Annotated in this window: 11 protein-coding genes; 7 read left to right on the forward strand and 4 right to left on the reverse strand. The window is 45.9% G+C overall.

Translation table 11 applies throughout. From position 1 onward, the window contains the following. The first annotated feature begins 97 nt into the window (after positions 1 to 97). From mpl to L976_RS19540, 5 genes are all read left to right on the forward strand, one after another. Positions 98 to 1,495: a UDP-N-acetylmuramate:L-alanyl-gamma-D-glutamyl-meso-diaminopimelate ligase gene (mpl, locus tag L976_RS19520; RefSeq protein WP_047539465.1), complete on the forward strand. Its 1,398-nt coding sequence runs from the start codon at positions 98 to 100 to the stop codon at positions 1,493 to 1,495. Position 1,496: 1 nt separating this feature from the next. Continuing rightward, complete coding sequence (locus L976_RS19525; protein WP_047539467.1) at positions 1,497 to 2,156, forward strand: flavin prenyltransferase UbiX; 660 nt, start codon at positions 1,497 to 1,499, stop codon at positions 2,154 to 2,156. A gap of 7 nt (positions 2,157 to 2,163) precedes the next feature. Further along, entirely contained in the window at positions 2,164 to 2,694 is a 531-nt protein-coding gene (hpt, locus tag L976_RS19530) for a hypoxanthine phosphoribosyltransferase (RefSeq protein ID WP_037421839.1), read from the forward strand. A gap of 251 nt (positions 2,695 to 2,945) precedes the next feature. Continuing rightward, positions 2,946 to 3,884: an ABC transporter ATP-binding protein gene (locus L976_RS19535; protein ID WP_047539469.1), complete on the forward strand. Its 939-nt coding sequence runs from the start codon at positions 2,946 to 2,948 to the stop codon at positions 3,882 to 3,884. Continuing rightward, positions 3,881 to 4,651 carry an ABC transporter permease gene (locus L976_RS19540; RefSeq protein WP_011715945.1) on the forward strand — a complete coding sequence of 257 codons (771 nt, stop codon included), beginning with the start codon at positions 3,881 to 3,883 and terminating at the stop codon, positions 4,649 to 4,651. The genes L976_RS19535 and L976_RS19540 overlap by 4 nt, the downstream gene beginning before the upstream one ends. A 105-nt stretch (positions 4,652 to 4,756) precedes the next feature. On the opposite strand, the gene L976_RS19545 is transcribed toward L976_RS19540, so the two are convergent. The 3 genes from L976_RS19545 to rluA form a co-directional block, all read right to left on the reverse strand. Then, positions 4,757 to 8,395, reverse strand: coding sequence for a S8 family serine peptidase (locus L976_RS19545; RefSeq protein WP_047539471.1), 3,639 nt, complete (start codon positions 8,393 to 8,395; stop codon positions 4,757 to 4,759). A gap of 208 nt (positions 8,396 to 8,603) precedes the next feature. Continuing rightward, positions 8,604 to 9,065, reverse strand: coding sequence for a transcriptional regulator AsnC (asnC, locus tag L976_RS19550; RefSeq protein ID WP_011073571.1), 462 nt, complete (start codon positions 9,063 to 9,065; stop codon positions 8,604 to 8,606). 95 nt (positions 9,066 to 9,160) lie between these two features. Next, on the reverse strand, positions 9,161 to 9,838 hold the full coding sequence (rluA, locus tag L976_RS19555) for a bifunctional tRNA pseudouridine(32) synthase/23S rRNA pseudouridine(746) synthase RluA (RefSeq protein ID WP_047539472.1): 678 nt from the start codon (positions 9,836 to 9,838) through the stop codon (positions 9,161 to 9,163). A 187-nt stretch (positions 9,839 to 10,025) separates the two neighbouring features. Between rluA and L976_RS19560 the strand changes: the two genes are divergently transcribed. Then, on the forward strand, positions 10,026 to 11,942 hold the full coding sequence (locus tag L976_RS19560; protein ID WP_047539475.1) for a peptidase U32 family protein: 1,917 nt from the start codon (positions 10,026 to 10,028) through the stop codon (positions 11,940 to 11,942). 142 nt (positions 11,943 to 12,084) lie between these two features. Next, complete coding sequence (locus tag L976_RS19565; RefSeq protein WP_037421824.1) at positions 12,085 to 12,459, forward strand: PH domain-containing protein; 375 nt, start codon at positions 12,085 to 12,087, stop codon at positions 12,457 to 12,459. Between the two features lie 65 nt (positions 12,460 to 12,524). On the opposite strand, the gene L976_RS19570 is transcribed toward L976_RS19565, so the two are convergent. Then, positions 12,525 to 14,558, reverse strand: a 2,034-nt coding sequence (locus tag L976_RS19570; protein WP_047540775.1) for a toxin-antitoxin system YwqK family antitoxin, incomplete at its 5' end; no start/stop codon positions are given.

The following is a 14,558-nucleotide window of genomic DNA, read 5'->3' on the forward strand; positions in this document are numbered from 1 at the left end:
TTTGCCGAACATGTGGCTTTTCCGAGATCCTAACCTGCCAATCTGCTGTGCTATGGATTAGAATAGCCTTGAATTCAAAAACATCAGAGCGAGCGGTATGCACGTACATATTTTAGGAATTTGTGGAACCTTCATGGGTGGTCTTGCACTCTTGGCTAGGGCAAAAGGGCACAGAGTGACAGGCTCGGATGCCAACGTCTATCCACCGATGAGTACGCAGCTTGAAGAGCAAGGTATTGAACTCATTCAAGGTTTTGATCCAAGTCAGTTAGGTGAAGCGGGCAGTTATCCCGATCTTGTGGTGATTGGTAATGCCATGAGCCGAGGTAATCCTTGTGTCGAAGCGGTATTAAACCTTGGGATCCCTTACACCTCTGGACCACAGTTTTTAGCCGATCATATTCTGCCTGAGCGTTGGGTATTAGCCGTATCTGGTACCCATGGAAAAACCTCCACTTCAAGCATGCTGGCGTGGATCTTAGAGGACTGTGGTTATCAACCCGGTTTCTTGATTGGCGGCGTGCCACAAAACTTTGGCGTGTCGGCCCGTTTAGGGGAATCGGCATTTTTTGTGGTCGAAGCCGATGAATACGACAGCGCCTTCTTCGATAAGCGTTCTAAATTTGTGCATTATCATCCCCGTACGCTGGTGATTAATAACCTCGAATTTGACCATGCTGATATTTTTGCCGATTTAGCGGCGATCCAAAAACAGTTCCATCATTTGATCCGAACTGTGCCAGGACAAGGCAAAGTGATTTGGCCAGCCGATTCCCACGCGGTAAAGCAAACCATTGATATGGGCTGCTGGAGCGAACAAGAGACCTTCCATACCACTGATGCGACGAAAGGTTGGCATGCTAAGGCCTTAAGTGATGATTGCCATGAGTTTGAAGTGTTTTTCGATGGCCTGTCCCAAGGCGTGCTCGAATGGACGCTGATTGGTCAGCACAATATCGAAAATGCAGTAATGGCCATCGCAGCCGCGCGCCATGTTGGGGTTAAACCGAGTGCTGCGATTGATGCATTAACCCGCTTTGTACCGCCGAAACGTCGCCTAGAGTTGTTGGGCACTGTCCACGGCGTCAGCGTATACGATGATTTTGCCCACCATCCAACGGCGATAGCGACCACCATTAAGGGCATGCGTGCCAAGGTCGGTCAAAGCAAAATCACTATCGTATTAGAACCTCGCTCGAACACGATGAAGAGTGGAGTGCATAAAGACACTTTGGCCCATTCCATGCTGCAAGCGGACGAAGCCTTTTTATATCAAGCCGATACTATCGATTGGAATATGAAAGAGGCGATGGAAGCGGCGGTGATCCCTGTGACTGTCCTGCATCAAATTGATGATGTTGTCGCTAAAGTGGCAGCCTCGGCAAAAGCGGGTGACACTATCGTGGTGATGAGTAACGGTGGTTTTGGCGGCTTACATAAAAAGCTGTTGGCGGCGCTTGAAGTTAGCCCACAGTTTGTTCAGCAGGCGGACTAATATGGCCTATGCCAAATCTGAGAAAGCCATTAGCTTAGCCTGGACAGGAGCCTCGGGTGCGCCCTATGGTTTGAAGTTATTAGAATGCTTATTAGCCTCGGGCTACCAAGTTTTTTTAATGATCTCAAGTGCTGCACGTGTGGTGCTGGCGACTGAACATGGCTTGCAACTCAGTGCTAACAGCGATAAAGCTAAGGCGCAATTGTTAGAGGTGCTTGCAGAAAAGAATGCAACTTTATCTGGCGAGTTAGTGGTATTAGGCAAGGATGAGTGGTTTTCGCCGCCAGCCTCAGGCAGTGCTGCACCCAAACAAATGGTGATCTGTCCTTGCTCGACGGGGACACTGGCAGCTGTTGCGACGGGAATGAGCAATAATTTGCTCGAGCGCGCGGCAGATGTGGTGTTAAAAGAACGTGGTCAACTGATCCTCGTTCCGCGGGAAACTCCCTTTAATGCCATACACTTAGAGCATATGCTCAACCTATCGCGCTTAGGTGTCACTATTATGCCTGCGGCGCCTGGCTTTTATCACAATCCCAAATCGGTTGAAGATCTGGTAGACTTCATGGTCGCTCGAATCCTCGATCATTTGGGCGTTGACCATGCATTAACGAGTCGTTGGGGTTATGACAAACACTCCCCTACTGACATCGACAATTGAGACTGATATGAAACACACCACCGAAGTGATGATCTCCGCTGAAGAGATTAGCCAAAAATTGGATCAAATGGCCGAGCAAATCAATGCCCACTATGCCAACAGCGAGCGTTTGCTGATGGTGGGATTATTAAAAGGCTCAGTCGTATTTATGGCTGATCTGTGCCGCCGTATTAAAGGCCATGTTGAAATCGATTTTATGTCGGTTTCGAGTTATGGCAATTCCATGACCAGCTCACGGGATGTGAAAGTGCTGAAGGATGTGCAATCGGATATCGCGGGCCGCGACGTGCTGATTGTGGAAGACTTGATTGACTCGGGCAACACCTTAAACAAAGTGCGCGAAATGCTGTTATTGCGTGAGCCAAAGAGCTTAGCCCTGTGCACTCTGTTGGATAAACCCGAGCGCCGCGAAGTGGATGTCAAAGTCGACTTTATCGGTTTTACTATCCCAGATGAGTTTATTGTGGGTTACGGCATCGATTATGCTGAGCAATATCGCAACTTGCCTTATATCGCTAAAGTGGTGCCGCTCGAATAAGCCCAGATGCGTTATGACTCAAACTCCCGCCTAGGCGGGAGTTTTGTTTTGTGTAGAAAGTTGGTCACACCAATGCGGTTTGGTATAACTGACCTATGTATGGTGCTCTATTAGTTATTTTTAATAAATTAATAACTATTTTTTCAATCAATTAGAGTCATAATTCGTTTTTATACAGCTTAGCGTATTGCATTTGCTGTTTTCGTCACCATTTTAGTATTTCGTTTATTCTTTCAGGATCAGGTAGCACTATGGCCAAGCATGCCCATGCTCTCGTACTCGAGGGGCTAAAAAAAACCTACAAAGGCGGTGTAGAAGCGGTAAAGGGCATTAGCCTTACCGTTGAACAGGGAGACTTTTTTGCACTGTTAGGCCCTAACGGCGCGGGTAAGTCGACTACCATTGGGATTATCAGCTCCTTAGTGCAGAAAACCGCTGGCTCTGTGCAGGTTTTTGATTTTGATATCGATAAGCAACTCGAGGAAGCCAAGCTGTGCATAGGTTTAGTGCCACAGGAATTTAACTTCAACCAGTTTGAAACTGTGCTGCAAATTGTGGTGAATCAGGCGGGTTATTATGGCGTACCTAAGGCCGTTGCTCTTGAGCGAGCCCAAAAATACTTAAGCCAGCTGGATTTGTGGGAGAAGCGTAATAGTCAGTCCCGCACCTTGTCGGGGGGGATGAAGCGGCGGTTAATGATTGCCCGCGCCCTGATGCACGAACCTAAGTTACTGATCTTAGATGAACCAACTGCGGGGGTCGATATTGAGCTACGACGCTCAATGTGGGAATTCCTCAAGCAAATTAATCAGCAGGGTGTGACTATCATACTGACCACCCACTATCTTGAAGAAGCTGAAATGTTGTGCCGCAATATCGGCATTATCGATAAGGGCGTGCTGGTGGAGTGTACTAGCATGAAGGCCTTGCTGAGTAAGCTGAATCTTGAAACCTTTATCCTCGACCTTCGCCGCGATATCAATGTCGCGCCCACACTCGATGGCATGGTGTGCCGTTTAACCGATCCGCATACCTTAGAGGTCGATGTGGCAAAGGATCACAATCTCAACGATGTGTTTACCCAATTAACCGCGGCCAATGTGGAAGTGTTGTCGATGCGCAATAAGTCCAATCGGTTAGAAGAATTGTTTGTGGAGTTAGTGAAGAAAACCCAAGGAGCTAAGGCATGAAACAGCTGTATTTTATCGCCTTCAAAAGCATATTAACCAAGGAAATTAACCGTTTTACTCGGATCTGGATCCAGACTTTAGTTCCGCCTGCAATCACTATGACCTTGTATTTTTTGATTTTTGGTAACTTGGTCGGTAGCCGCATTGGCGATATGGGCGGTGTGTCCTATATGGAGTTTATCGCGCCAGGCCTAATCATGATGTCGGTGATCACTAACTCCTATTCGAATGTGGCGAGCTCTTTCTATAGCGCGAAATTTCAGCGTAATCTCGAGGAGTTAATGGTCGCTCCCGTACCTCACTATGTGATGATCGCAGGCTATGTGGGGGGCGGTGTCGCTCGGGGGTTATGCGTTGGTTTAATCGTGACGCTGGTGGCGATGTTCTTTGTCGACATCAGTTTGCACCATGCAGGCTTAGTCGTTATGACGGTATTTTTAACCTCAGTGTTATTCTCCTTAGGGGGATTAATTAATGCGGTATTTGCCAAGAGTTTCGATGATATCAGCATCATCCCGACGTTTGTGCTCACGCCATTAACTTACCTTGGTGGCGTATTTTATTCTCTGTCGTTACTGCCATCCTTTTGGCAAGGCGTTTCGGCACTGAACCCTGTGGTCTATATGATCAACGTCTTCCGTTATGGTTTCTTAGGTTTTGCCGATATCAGCATTCCGCTTTCTATTGGCATTATGGTGGGCTTTTGTGCCGTACTCTGGGGTGTTGCGTATTACCTGATATCCAGAGGCATAGGGTTGCGTTCGTAATCCGGTTCTTGTTGATACCATCATGTCTCACGTATTTCAGGACGGGACATTGAATAATAAAAAGGGAGTCATTTAGACTCCCTTTTGTTTACTTATATGGACAGATTACTTCATACGACGACGCATTGCCGCCAGAGGTAATAACAACGCCGTTAACCAACCCAGCGCACCGCCGGAGGTACCACCAGCATTGTTTGCTTTTGTTGTTTTAACTGTCACTGTTGATGTACCAGTATTACTATCATCTACCCCATCAGATGCGACAACGGTAAATGTGTAAACGTTGTCACCTGCAGGGGCTGTAAATCCAAGTTTATCTGAGCCGTTAACAAAACTTATTGCAGGACCAGATGTTTGCTTCCAAGTGTAAGTTAAAGTATCGCCATCAGCATCTTTACCATTTGCTAGCAAGGCTACATATGAGTTCTCAGTAGCATTTGCACTGGTAGGAGAGACTGTTGGCTTAGTGTTATTAATCAACACTGTCACTTTGGCTGGTGCAGAGGCATTCCCCATCGTATCTAGAGCAATAACTTCAACTTCCATAGTTTTGCTTTGCTGATTAATTACAGCGTCGTCACTTAAGCGTACTGTTCCATCTTTAGCAACCAAAACCATACTGCTATTCGAGCCTGTAGTCACAAATTCGGAGAACGGGCTTGTCAGCATATCAGGGTCAGTCGCTTTTATTTGTCCTAATACGGTTCCAGCAGCAGTACCTTTCTTAACTGATAGTGTTAAGTTTTCTACCGTTGGCGCTGAGTTACCTTCATCAGTGGTATTAGCTACAACAGACATAGAGCCTGAGTCCGACAGGAACATAAAGCCTTTAGCGTTATCACCAACTTGAGCTTCTAAAATCGCACTTTCACCTGGTTTGAGTTCAGTGACTTCTTTTCCATCGCTATCCACTAACATGGCTGATGTTCCTGAGCCATCAAGTACAAGCGATGCAACAACACTGTCTTCATCACCAGAAGGTGTCGGAGCCCAATCACTGTCTTCTACACGGTAACGAACTTTAATGGTTTTACCTAAGTCTGCTTCAGTTAACCCCATGTCTTCAAAACACACTTTGCTGGTTAGGAAGTCATTACCTGTGACGTGGAAAACAGGCTCAAGCGTACCTGATGAGGTGCCATATTTAGCCACTAAACCATAGATTGATCTTGGATAGGCATCATTAAACCAGTTTAGGTTTGCGGTTGCTGCTGTGTAGTCCCAAACACCGTCATTGTTGAGGTCATAGTCTACGTCATAACTGGCCACTAACGCATGAACGATAGGATCGCGCATTTGTAAGGTGTTATAGATTGCAATGCCAGTATCACATGAGCTACTGAGCAACAGTTCACTCGATGCATTTAACAAGTCATGGCGTTTAGATTCGTCGACAGGGCTTGTTGCGATCAATGGAGCTGTAAATGGATCGGTAATTGAGGTTGCACCAACGTTGGTTAGTGTACGAACTAAACCGTCTTCAGTGACTTCAGTTTCAACTGAAATTGCCGCCGCTGCTTTAGGTAACACGTGGTATACCAAGTGGAGTGCTTTCGATTCACCATCCATGAACTCAATTGCACCATCGTATTCAGATAGCGTCAGTGCTACTGATGCATCTGCAGCAGTTCCGTCTAGTTCATATGATGAGGTTAGCGTCCATTCTGGCAACTTAGTTGGATCAATCGTTGCAGTAACATCAAAATCAACGGTTTGTCCGGCAGGAATAGTGACACTGGCTGGTAATGCAAAACTTAAGGCGCCTGAATCAAGATCGTTTTGGAAACGTTGAGCGACTTTTAAGGCGTAAGTTTTTTCAGCCGTAGAGAAGTTTTTAACAGTAACTGTCTTAGTGATTGATGTGGTTTTGTTGAGCGCTAATAAGCCAAAGGCTAACGCCGCTTGTTTGGTGTCTTTATTCCAAGCCGCAACGGGCAGATTAATGGCTTTTTCTACGTCAACTAAACCTGAACCGATATAGCTGATAGGTGCAAGCTCTGTATCAGGGTTGATTTCTTTAGGTTCCAGCGTTACATCAAGGTTAGCCGCGTTCATGATGGTCGCTTTTACCTCAAATGCATTGCGATGAGGTAAGGCTTCACGAATGATACTGACGGCACCTGCTGTAATCGGGCTAGAGAATGATGTGCCGCTGATTGGACTTAATCCTTCACCTAATCCTGGGTGTGCGGTGAGAATATCAGTACCAGGTGCGGTGATCTCAGGTTTTAAGGTTCCGCCGATTGATGGACCTCTTGACGTAAAGGTCGCAATGGCACCTGCGGTAGTGACTTCAGTTGATGTAATACTAAATGGAACATCGCCAGATGCGAGTGCAGCTTTGATTGCATCGCCATCTTCCTTAGAAACCATTACCGAAGGAATGGTGATCTTGTCGTCGGTCCCGCCCATCACAATCGCACCAGCATTGGCTGCGTTGTTAGCCACAATAACAAATGAGGCTCCTTTTAGTTGAGCATTTAGTACCTTAACTGTAAAACCACAGGTTCCGCGGTCAATTAGCACCGTTTTGCCTGTTAAATCTTCAGTATAAGCCGCGCAGCCATTTTTATTGGCAGCAGGGTAAACAATCGGTGCAACGGTATTTGTGAAGCTATAAGCATTGGATTTATTAAATCCAGCACCAATTGCTGTGACTGTATTACCCGCTATGGATGCTTCAATTTTGCCAACTTTAGTCGTTGGATGTGTCATTGCGCCAACGGAAAGAGCGCTATTAGTGGTACTTGGGCCACCGACCACAAAAGGTGTTGGACCATCGTTACCGGCTGAGATCACAAGGTTTACACCTAGTTTGACCATTTCATTGATCATGGCTTGAACGGCGCCGTCCTCAACATCACCAAAATCACCGCCTAACGACATGTTAACTGTGTCGACGCGATCGCTGATGTCTCCATCACCGTTTGGATCCATAGAGGCTTCAAGAGCGTTTAATTGAGCGATACCAGAACAGCCAGAGTTACATACTGAATATACGAGCAGCTCAACATCTGGAGCTATTCCAACAACAGAATGGCTTACATGAGTACCATGATTGGTTGTGACATCAATTGGGTTTGGATCATTATTAACAAAGTCCCAACCTCCAATGACTTTGCCTTGTGGCCAGTTTGGCATTTCACTTTTTGCTGCGACGGCTGCTTTGTAGTCAGCAACTAATCCTGAGCCACCTAAGGCTTTGTGGGTATAGTCAACGCCAGTATCGAGCACAGCCACTCGTTGACCTTTACCCGAGGCAATACCTGCATCAATCACTGCTTTTGCTTTGATGTATTCAGCGCTTGCGGCAACATCTAGTTTGTAGTCATAGATTGGCAGAATAGCCGCTACTTCAGCGTTGTTAAGCAGGGATGCAATTTGCTTATGATTACCTTCCACAACAATCGAGTTTACTAATTTTGATGTTGTTGCAACAATTTTTAAATCAGCATCCATGCTGTTAATTGCATTTTTGACTTTGGTTTGAGAGCTTTCAATTTGGCTCATGACCGATTGCTTATTAAATCCCTTTAGCTGGCTTTGTTGCGCAAGAGAAGGTGCCTTTAATTTTACCATCCAAGCTACAGCTTGTTTTTGTTCGTTACTATCATTTTTAGTAACGCTTAAGCCTGCATACTTATCAGTTGTTTGATTGGTTGTATTGTACTGAGCAGTTGTACCTGCAACAGCAGCACTTGATAATAGTGCCGCGGAGATAGCGATAGATAGTTTTGTCTTCACAACTTCATTCCTTGTCAATTAATGCTTGTAGTGCAAAATTAATCGCACTTGTAGCTGAATTGTTATAATTATGCTGCGCATTTTGTGGCTAGCAATGGAGTTGTAACACAAAAATATCGTACGGTTAACACTTTTGAAGTAAAAAAGACTTAAGTCATACTTTTGCAATATATCGTTCTGTTTGTTGAGCTTTATATTCGTGGGTTGATTAAGGCTTTACTGCCCGTGTAATCGGGTTTTGCAGGCTGATCAGGGTTTCAGTCGATTGAATTTCGTCGATTGATTGGATGCGGTTAATCAGCACATGTTGCAGGCCATCGATGGATTGGCACATGACTTTGACAAAAATGCTGTAGTTGCCAGTGGTATAGTAGGCTTCAACCACTTCTTCTAGGGCGTTTAGCTTGGCGATGGCGGCGGGGTAGTCGCCAGCACTTTTGAGATTAATTCCAATAAAACAGCAGACATCGTAACCCAGTGCCTTGGGATTGATGGTGATCTGGGCACCCGTGATAATCCCCGCTTGTTTCATTTTCTCGACACGCACATGAATGGTACCCGCACTCACGCCGAAACGTTTGGCAAGTTCGGCAAAAGGTGTGCGCGCGTCTTGCATTAAGGCTTCGAGGATATGGTTATCTAGCTGATCACGCTGAAATGCGGTTTCCATAAATAAACTCTCTATAACATAATGAATTGTCATAAAGTTACGTTTTTTTATAGGGAATGGCTACTGCTTTTGCGTTTTTTAATTGTTTTTAGTGATCATTGCTCACCTTCTGGTTTGCAAAAGGAGGCATTAGCGCTGAATGTCATAGGTTCACCCGTATATGGGTGTTTGATCGTAAGCTCTGCGGCGTGGAGTAATAATCTCGGTGCTAAGGATTTGGCCAGTGGATCGGCGTAAAAGCCATCGCCTAGGATAGGATGGCCGAGTGCCATCATATGTACTCTGAGTTGGTGTGAGCGCCCAGTAATCGGCTTGAGTTTAACCAGCGTCGAGCGCTTGGCACGGCTTAACACTTCAAAATGGGTCAATGATGGCTTGCCAATGTCGTGGTCAACTTTCTGTTTTGGGCGATTGGGCCAGTCGCAGATCAGCGGATAATCTACGCTACCTGTATCGTTTTTGACATGGCCGGCGACTCTGGCGAGATAGGTTTTGCTGGTTTCTCTATCATGAAACTGGCGTTTTAATTCGCGTTCGGCGCTACGAATGAGCGCAACCACTATTACACCTGAGGTCGCCATATCAAGGCGATGGACGATTTGGCAATGCGGATGCTCAGCTTTTACTCGGGCGTACACACTGTCGTAATGGGCGGGATCGCGACCAGGCACTGATAACAACCCCGAAGGCTTGTTGACGACGATAATGTCTTTATCTTGGTAAAGCACATCGAGCCGGGGAGTTGTTGGTGGTTGGTAAATAAAATCAGTCATAATCGCGCCTATTCAATAATGCGCGGCAAAGATACTCCGCTAGGCTCTGGGGTGCAAGTTTGTTGTCTCTCCTCCTGAGTTCGCCTCGCTTTAATCCAGCGAAAAATGATTTGCAGATAGAGCTGGATTTGAGTTTTTGTTATACTCGTCACCTTTTTCGTTATTGTTCATTTTGAGCCTGTGAAGTATGAGCCAGCCAGAGATTTACACCCCTGAGACACTTTCTCACGTTAATAACCGTCTAGAGTTATTGGCGCCAGCAAAAAATGCCGATTATGGTATTGAAGCCATTCGCCATGGTGCCGATGCGGTTTATATCGGTGGTCCAGCATTTGGGGCGCGTGCAACGGCGGGTAACAGTGTGGAAGATATCGCTCGCCTATGTGCTTTTGCACACAAGTATCATGCGCAAGTGTTTGTCGCCCTCAATACGATTCTGATGGACGATGAGCTCGAAACCGCAGAAAAACTGATTTGGGATGTGTATAACGCGGGCGCCGATGCGCTGATTGTGCAGGATATGGGGGTTTTACAGCTTAACCTGCCGCCGATTGCGCTGCACGCCAGTACGCAAATGGACAACCGTAATCCCGAAAAAGTTGCCTTCTTAGAGCAAGTGGGATTCTCGCAGGTGGTACTGGCGCGCGAGTTGGGCTTAAGCCAAATCCGTGAGGTTGCGGCTCATACCAATATGCAGATTGAGTTCTTTATCCACGGCGCCCTGTGTGTGGCCTACAGTGGATTATGTAACTTAAGCCATGCCTTTAGTAATCGCAGTGCTAACCGCGGCGAATGTTCGCAAATGTGTCGTCTGCCGGGCAATCTTAAGACCCGCCAAGGGGATGTGTTGGCGCAAAACGAGCACTTACTCTCATTAAAAGATAATAACCAAACCGATAACCTCGAAGCTTTGATTGATGCCGGTGTTCGCTCCTTCAAAATTGAGGGGCGTTTAAAAGATTTAAGTTATGTAAAAAACGTGACTGCTCATTATCGCCAAAAACTCGATGCCATTATGGCGCGTCGCCCTGAGTTTGTGGCTTCATCCCATGGCCGTACTGAGCATACGTTTACCCCAGATCCCGAAAAAACCTTTAATCGTGGCAGCACCGACTATTTTGTCCATGAGCGTAGCCAAGGGATTAAAGATTTTCGCTCGCCCAAATATATTGGCCAAGATGTGGGTAAAGTGGTTGCTCTTGGTAAGGATTTTATTCAAGTCAGTTCAACCCACGAATTTAATAACGGTGATGGGTTAGCGTATTTTCCACCCAATTATGCGATGGCAAAGCAGTCCGACGACAAGTTGCAAGGTTTACGGGTAAACCGCGCCGAAGGCCATAAGCTGCATGTGTTACAAGTTCCACGGGATTTACGTGTTGGTATGACTTTATACCGTAACCATAATCAGGCATTTGAAGCCTTGTTAGCGAAAGAGTCGGCCAAGCGAATTATCGGCGTAGATATGCGTTTAACCGATACCGCCAGGGGCGTAGCGCTGACTTTAACCGATATCTACGGCCTCAGTGCTACGGTTGAGTTGGAAGTTGAAAAGACGCCCGCCACCGACGCTGAAAAAACCTTGCAGACGATTCGTACACAATTATCGAAGCTTGGCAGTACCGATTTTACGGCGCGCCAGATTAGTATCGAAACTGCTCAGCCTTGGTTCCTGCCTGCTTCAACCCTTAACGGCCTGCGCCGTGATGCGGTAGCGGCATTAGAACTTGCCCGTGTTGAAGGTTACCAGCGCCCAAAACCTTGGAAATATAATCAAGATGCCGTGTATCCATTCAAACACTTAAGTTACTTAGGTAACGTGGCAAACGAAAAGGCGAAGGATTTTTATCAGCGCCATGGCGTGATTGAAATTCAAGATACCTACGAGAAAAACGGCGTGACTGAAGACGTGCCTTTGATGGTGACTAAGCACTGCCTGAGATTTAACTTTAATCTTTGTCCTAAGGAAGTGCCGGGAATAAAGGCCGATCCTATGGTGCTCGAAATCGGTAACGATGTACTTAAGTTAGTATTTGATTGCCCTAAGTGCGAGATGCTTGTTGTCGGTGAAAACCGTCAGGTTCGCGGCCAAAAAGCGCTTTAATTAATGCCTTGATAGCAAGGGAGCATTGAGCATTCAATGCTCCCTTTTTTATTGTTTTTCAGCTGCTCAGCTTTCTCATTGTTGCCTATGGGTTACTGAAAGGATACTTTATTGAAAAATTTTAATAATAAAGGATGTCAGCATGGGACTATTAGATGGGTTGCTCGGAAATGCTTCTGAGGTGAATTTACAGGAGCTGGCCGAAGAGCTGCGCCCAATCATGGGGATTCAGGAAGAATTAAAGCTGGCCTATAAAGTGGTCCGTGATCTGTTTGTTTTTACCAATAAGCGCTTGATCTTAATTGATAAGCAAGGGCTCACGGGCCAAAAGACCAGCTATCACTCCGTGCCCTATAAATCCATCACCCATTTTGAAGTGGAAACTACAGGCCATTTCGATATGGATGCCGAGCTAAGAATTTGGATTTCAGGTCGAAGTGAGCCACTGGTAAAAGAGCTTAAGCGCGGCACCGATGTGGTCGGGATCCAAAAGACTATCGCCACTTTCGCACTGTAGTCTTTTGATTTAATACTTTTATATCAAGCTATTATAAGCAAGCAGGTGTGCTTGCTTATATCCAATCAATTTAATACTCGGTAGTTTAGGTCGTTAGACTGTTCTATCGGTTTTCCGCTCATAGTGTAAGTTTCTGATAGTGTGATTCGACCTTGCTCATCATATTGATTATGGATGCCAACCCAAAATTGCTCTTCTCCTTGGAAGTGTAGGTTACCCTCCTCAGCGATTTGGCTGTTGGGGTGATAGCGCTTCATGGCGTAGAGTTGGCTATCTGGGTCAAATTTTAAATGATAAGAGAGGATAGGAGCGGGTTGTTTTGCTTGCTGCCAGCTTGCAGTGTCTGCTCCAGTTGAAGTCACTTCTGTAAGATTCAAGTGAGTTTCATCAGCACCAGCTTGAATTGTTGCAGTTTGTTCCTGTGTATCCTCTGCGCCATCAAAATAATGGCGGCTTTCATTGAGCTTACCATCGTCGCTGAGCCACGCTTCACGATACAGTTGCCCTTGAGGCGTAAATCGTTGCCAATGGCCGACATCAAGGTAATCACCATCGATATAGGTGATAAAACCCGTTTCGATGAGTTTGCCTTGTTCAGAAAAGGATTTTGAGCTGTATCGTTCCCCTTCTAAGCGAGTCAACAACCAACGAATTGTCCCATCTTGATAGTATTCTATCCGAGTATCAGGAGTGCCTTCTTGATAGTATTGCCTTTGATTATTCTCAAGATGATAGCCGCAGCGAGTATTTGAGTGGCTCTCAAAGGATTCAAGGATGCCCTGCTTGTTGTAGGCGCTACTTTGTTTGAGATAACCCTGTCCCTCTCGAACGACATATTCTGTAATAGTGCGGATGGTGCCATCTTCATAAAACCAGCGTGCTGTGCCATCACGATTGCCTTGGGTATGGGGCAAATACATTTGAATTTGTTGGTTTTCATAGTATTCAATAAAGGGCGCAATTGAGAGATTATGTCGATATTGACCTTCGGCAGATAGGACACCGCTTTCATAGTAACTGCGAAATAATCCTTCTCTTAAGCCCTTTTCAAGGTAGATTTCAAGGGCGAGTTGGCCATTTTCATGGTACCAAGTGGCAAGGCCCTGCTCATGGCCATTTTCAAAGGGAATGCACTGTTCTAACTGCCCATTGGGATACCATTGTTCACTGTTGCCATGGGCGATACCGTTACTAAAATTGAGCTGTTTGGCGAGCACGCCATTGGGATGCCATTCTTGACGTAGGCCTTCATTTACCCCCTGTGAATTGAGTTGTACTCGCCACGCTAGTTGGCCGTCTTCATAGTAAGTTTCAATGTGTTTGCCCACGTGATTGAAGTGGACTTCTTGCTTAAGATTGCCATTGGGATGATACCAAAGTTCGTTAACAGGCTGACCCATATCATGGGTTAATTCGGCTTGCAGCTTGCCATCCTCATAGTACATATACTCAATTCCGTGGATGTGATTTGCCACCATTGGGCGCGTCAGCCATAGATTGCCAGATTCATAATAGCGTTTTAACTGATTGATATAATTGCCTTCGCTATCCTTTTCTGCGGTTTCCCTTATCTGACCATTACTATGGTAGTAGGTGAGTAACATACCATCGAGCTGGCGTTCTTCGACTTGATTGATTTTTCCTTCATGGTCGTACCAAGTTTGGCGGCCAAGTTGTTGGTCATTAACGAAATGCCCCTCAAATTGCAGTACACCTAAGGCATTGAGCTGGCGCGTTATCCCGTTGCGCTCACCAAAGTAATTGCAATCTACCGCCTGAGTGATGTTAGGGGATAGAGTGATTATCCTCAGCAGCGAGCGCCCTTGCTCGGTATGAATTTGATGTAAAGTACGCTGCAATTTCCCTGTGAGGCTGGAGAAATCTTGCATATCGCCTTGAACGGTATGGGCTGAGTCGATAATAAAATGGCAAGTCACTAAATCTTGTTGGTTATAGAGTTCAACTTGCCATAGTGTTTGCTGGGCATTATTGGGATGAGGGAGCAGACTACAGGTTTTATCTTTGCCTAGATAAAAATATTGCCCAGGTCCATTGACCTCAATGCTGTCAAACTGAGTATCGTGAAAAGTACAGGACTC

The sequence above is a fragment of the Shewanella sp. ZOR0012 genome (assembly GCF_000798835.1).
GTDB lineage: Bacteria > Pseudomonadota > Gammaproteobacteria > Enterobacterales > Shewanellaceae > Shewanella > Shewanella xiamenensis.

Coding starts and splice junctions, on each gene's coding strand:
- mpl (WP_047539465.1), top strand. CDS start 98: ATGCACGTACATATTTTAGGAATTTGTGGAACCTTCATGGGTGGTCTT.
- L976_RS19525 (WP_047539467.1), top strand. CDS start 1,497: ATGGCCTATGCCAAATCTGAGAAAGCCATTAGCTTAGCCTGGACAGGA.
- hpt (WP_037421839.1), top strand. CDS start 2,164: ATGAAACACACCACCGAAGTGATGATCTCCGCTGAAGAGATTAGCCAA.
- L976_RS19535 (WP_047539469.1), top strand. CDS start 2,946: ATGGCCAAGCATGCCCATGCTCTCGTACTCGAGGGGCTAAAAAAAACC.
- L976_RS19540 (WP_011715945.1), top strand. CDS start 3,881: ATGAAACAGCTGTATTTTATCGCCTTCAAAAGCATATTAACCAAGGAA.
- asnC (WP_011073571.1), bottom strand. CDS start 9,065: ATGGAAACCGCATTTCAGCGTGATCAGCTAGATAACCATATCCTCGAA.
- rluA (WP_047539472.1), bottom strand. CDS start 9,838: ATGACTGATTTTATTTACCAACCACCAACAACTCCCCGGCTCGATGTG.
- L976_RS19560 (WP_047539475.1), top strand. CDS start 10,026: ATGAGCCAGCCAGAGATTTACACCCCTGAGACACTTTCTCACGTTAAT.
- L976_RS19565 (WP_037421824.1), top strand. CDS start 12,085: ATGGGACTATTAGATGGGTTGCTCGGAAATGCTTCTGAGGTGAATTTA.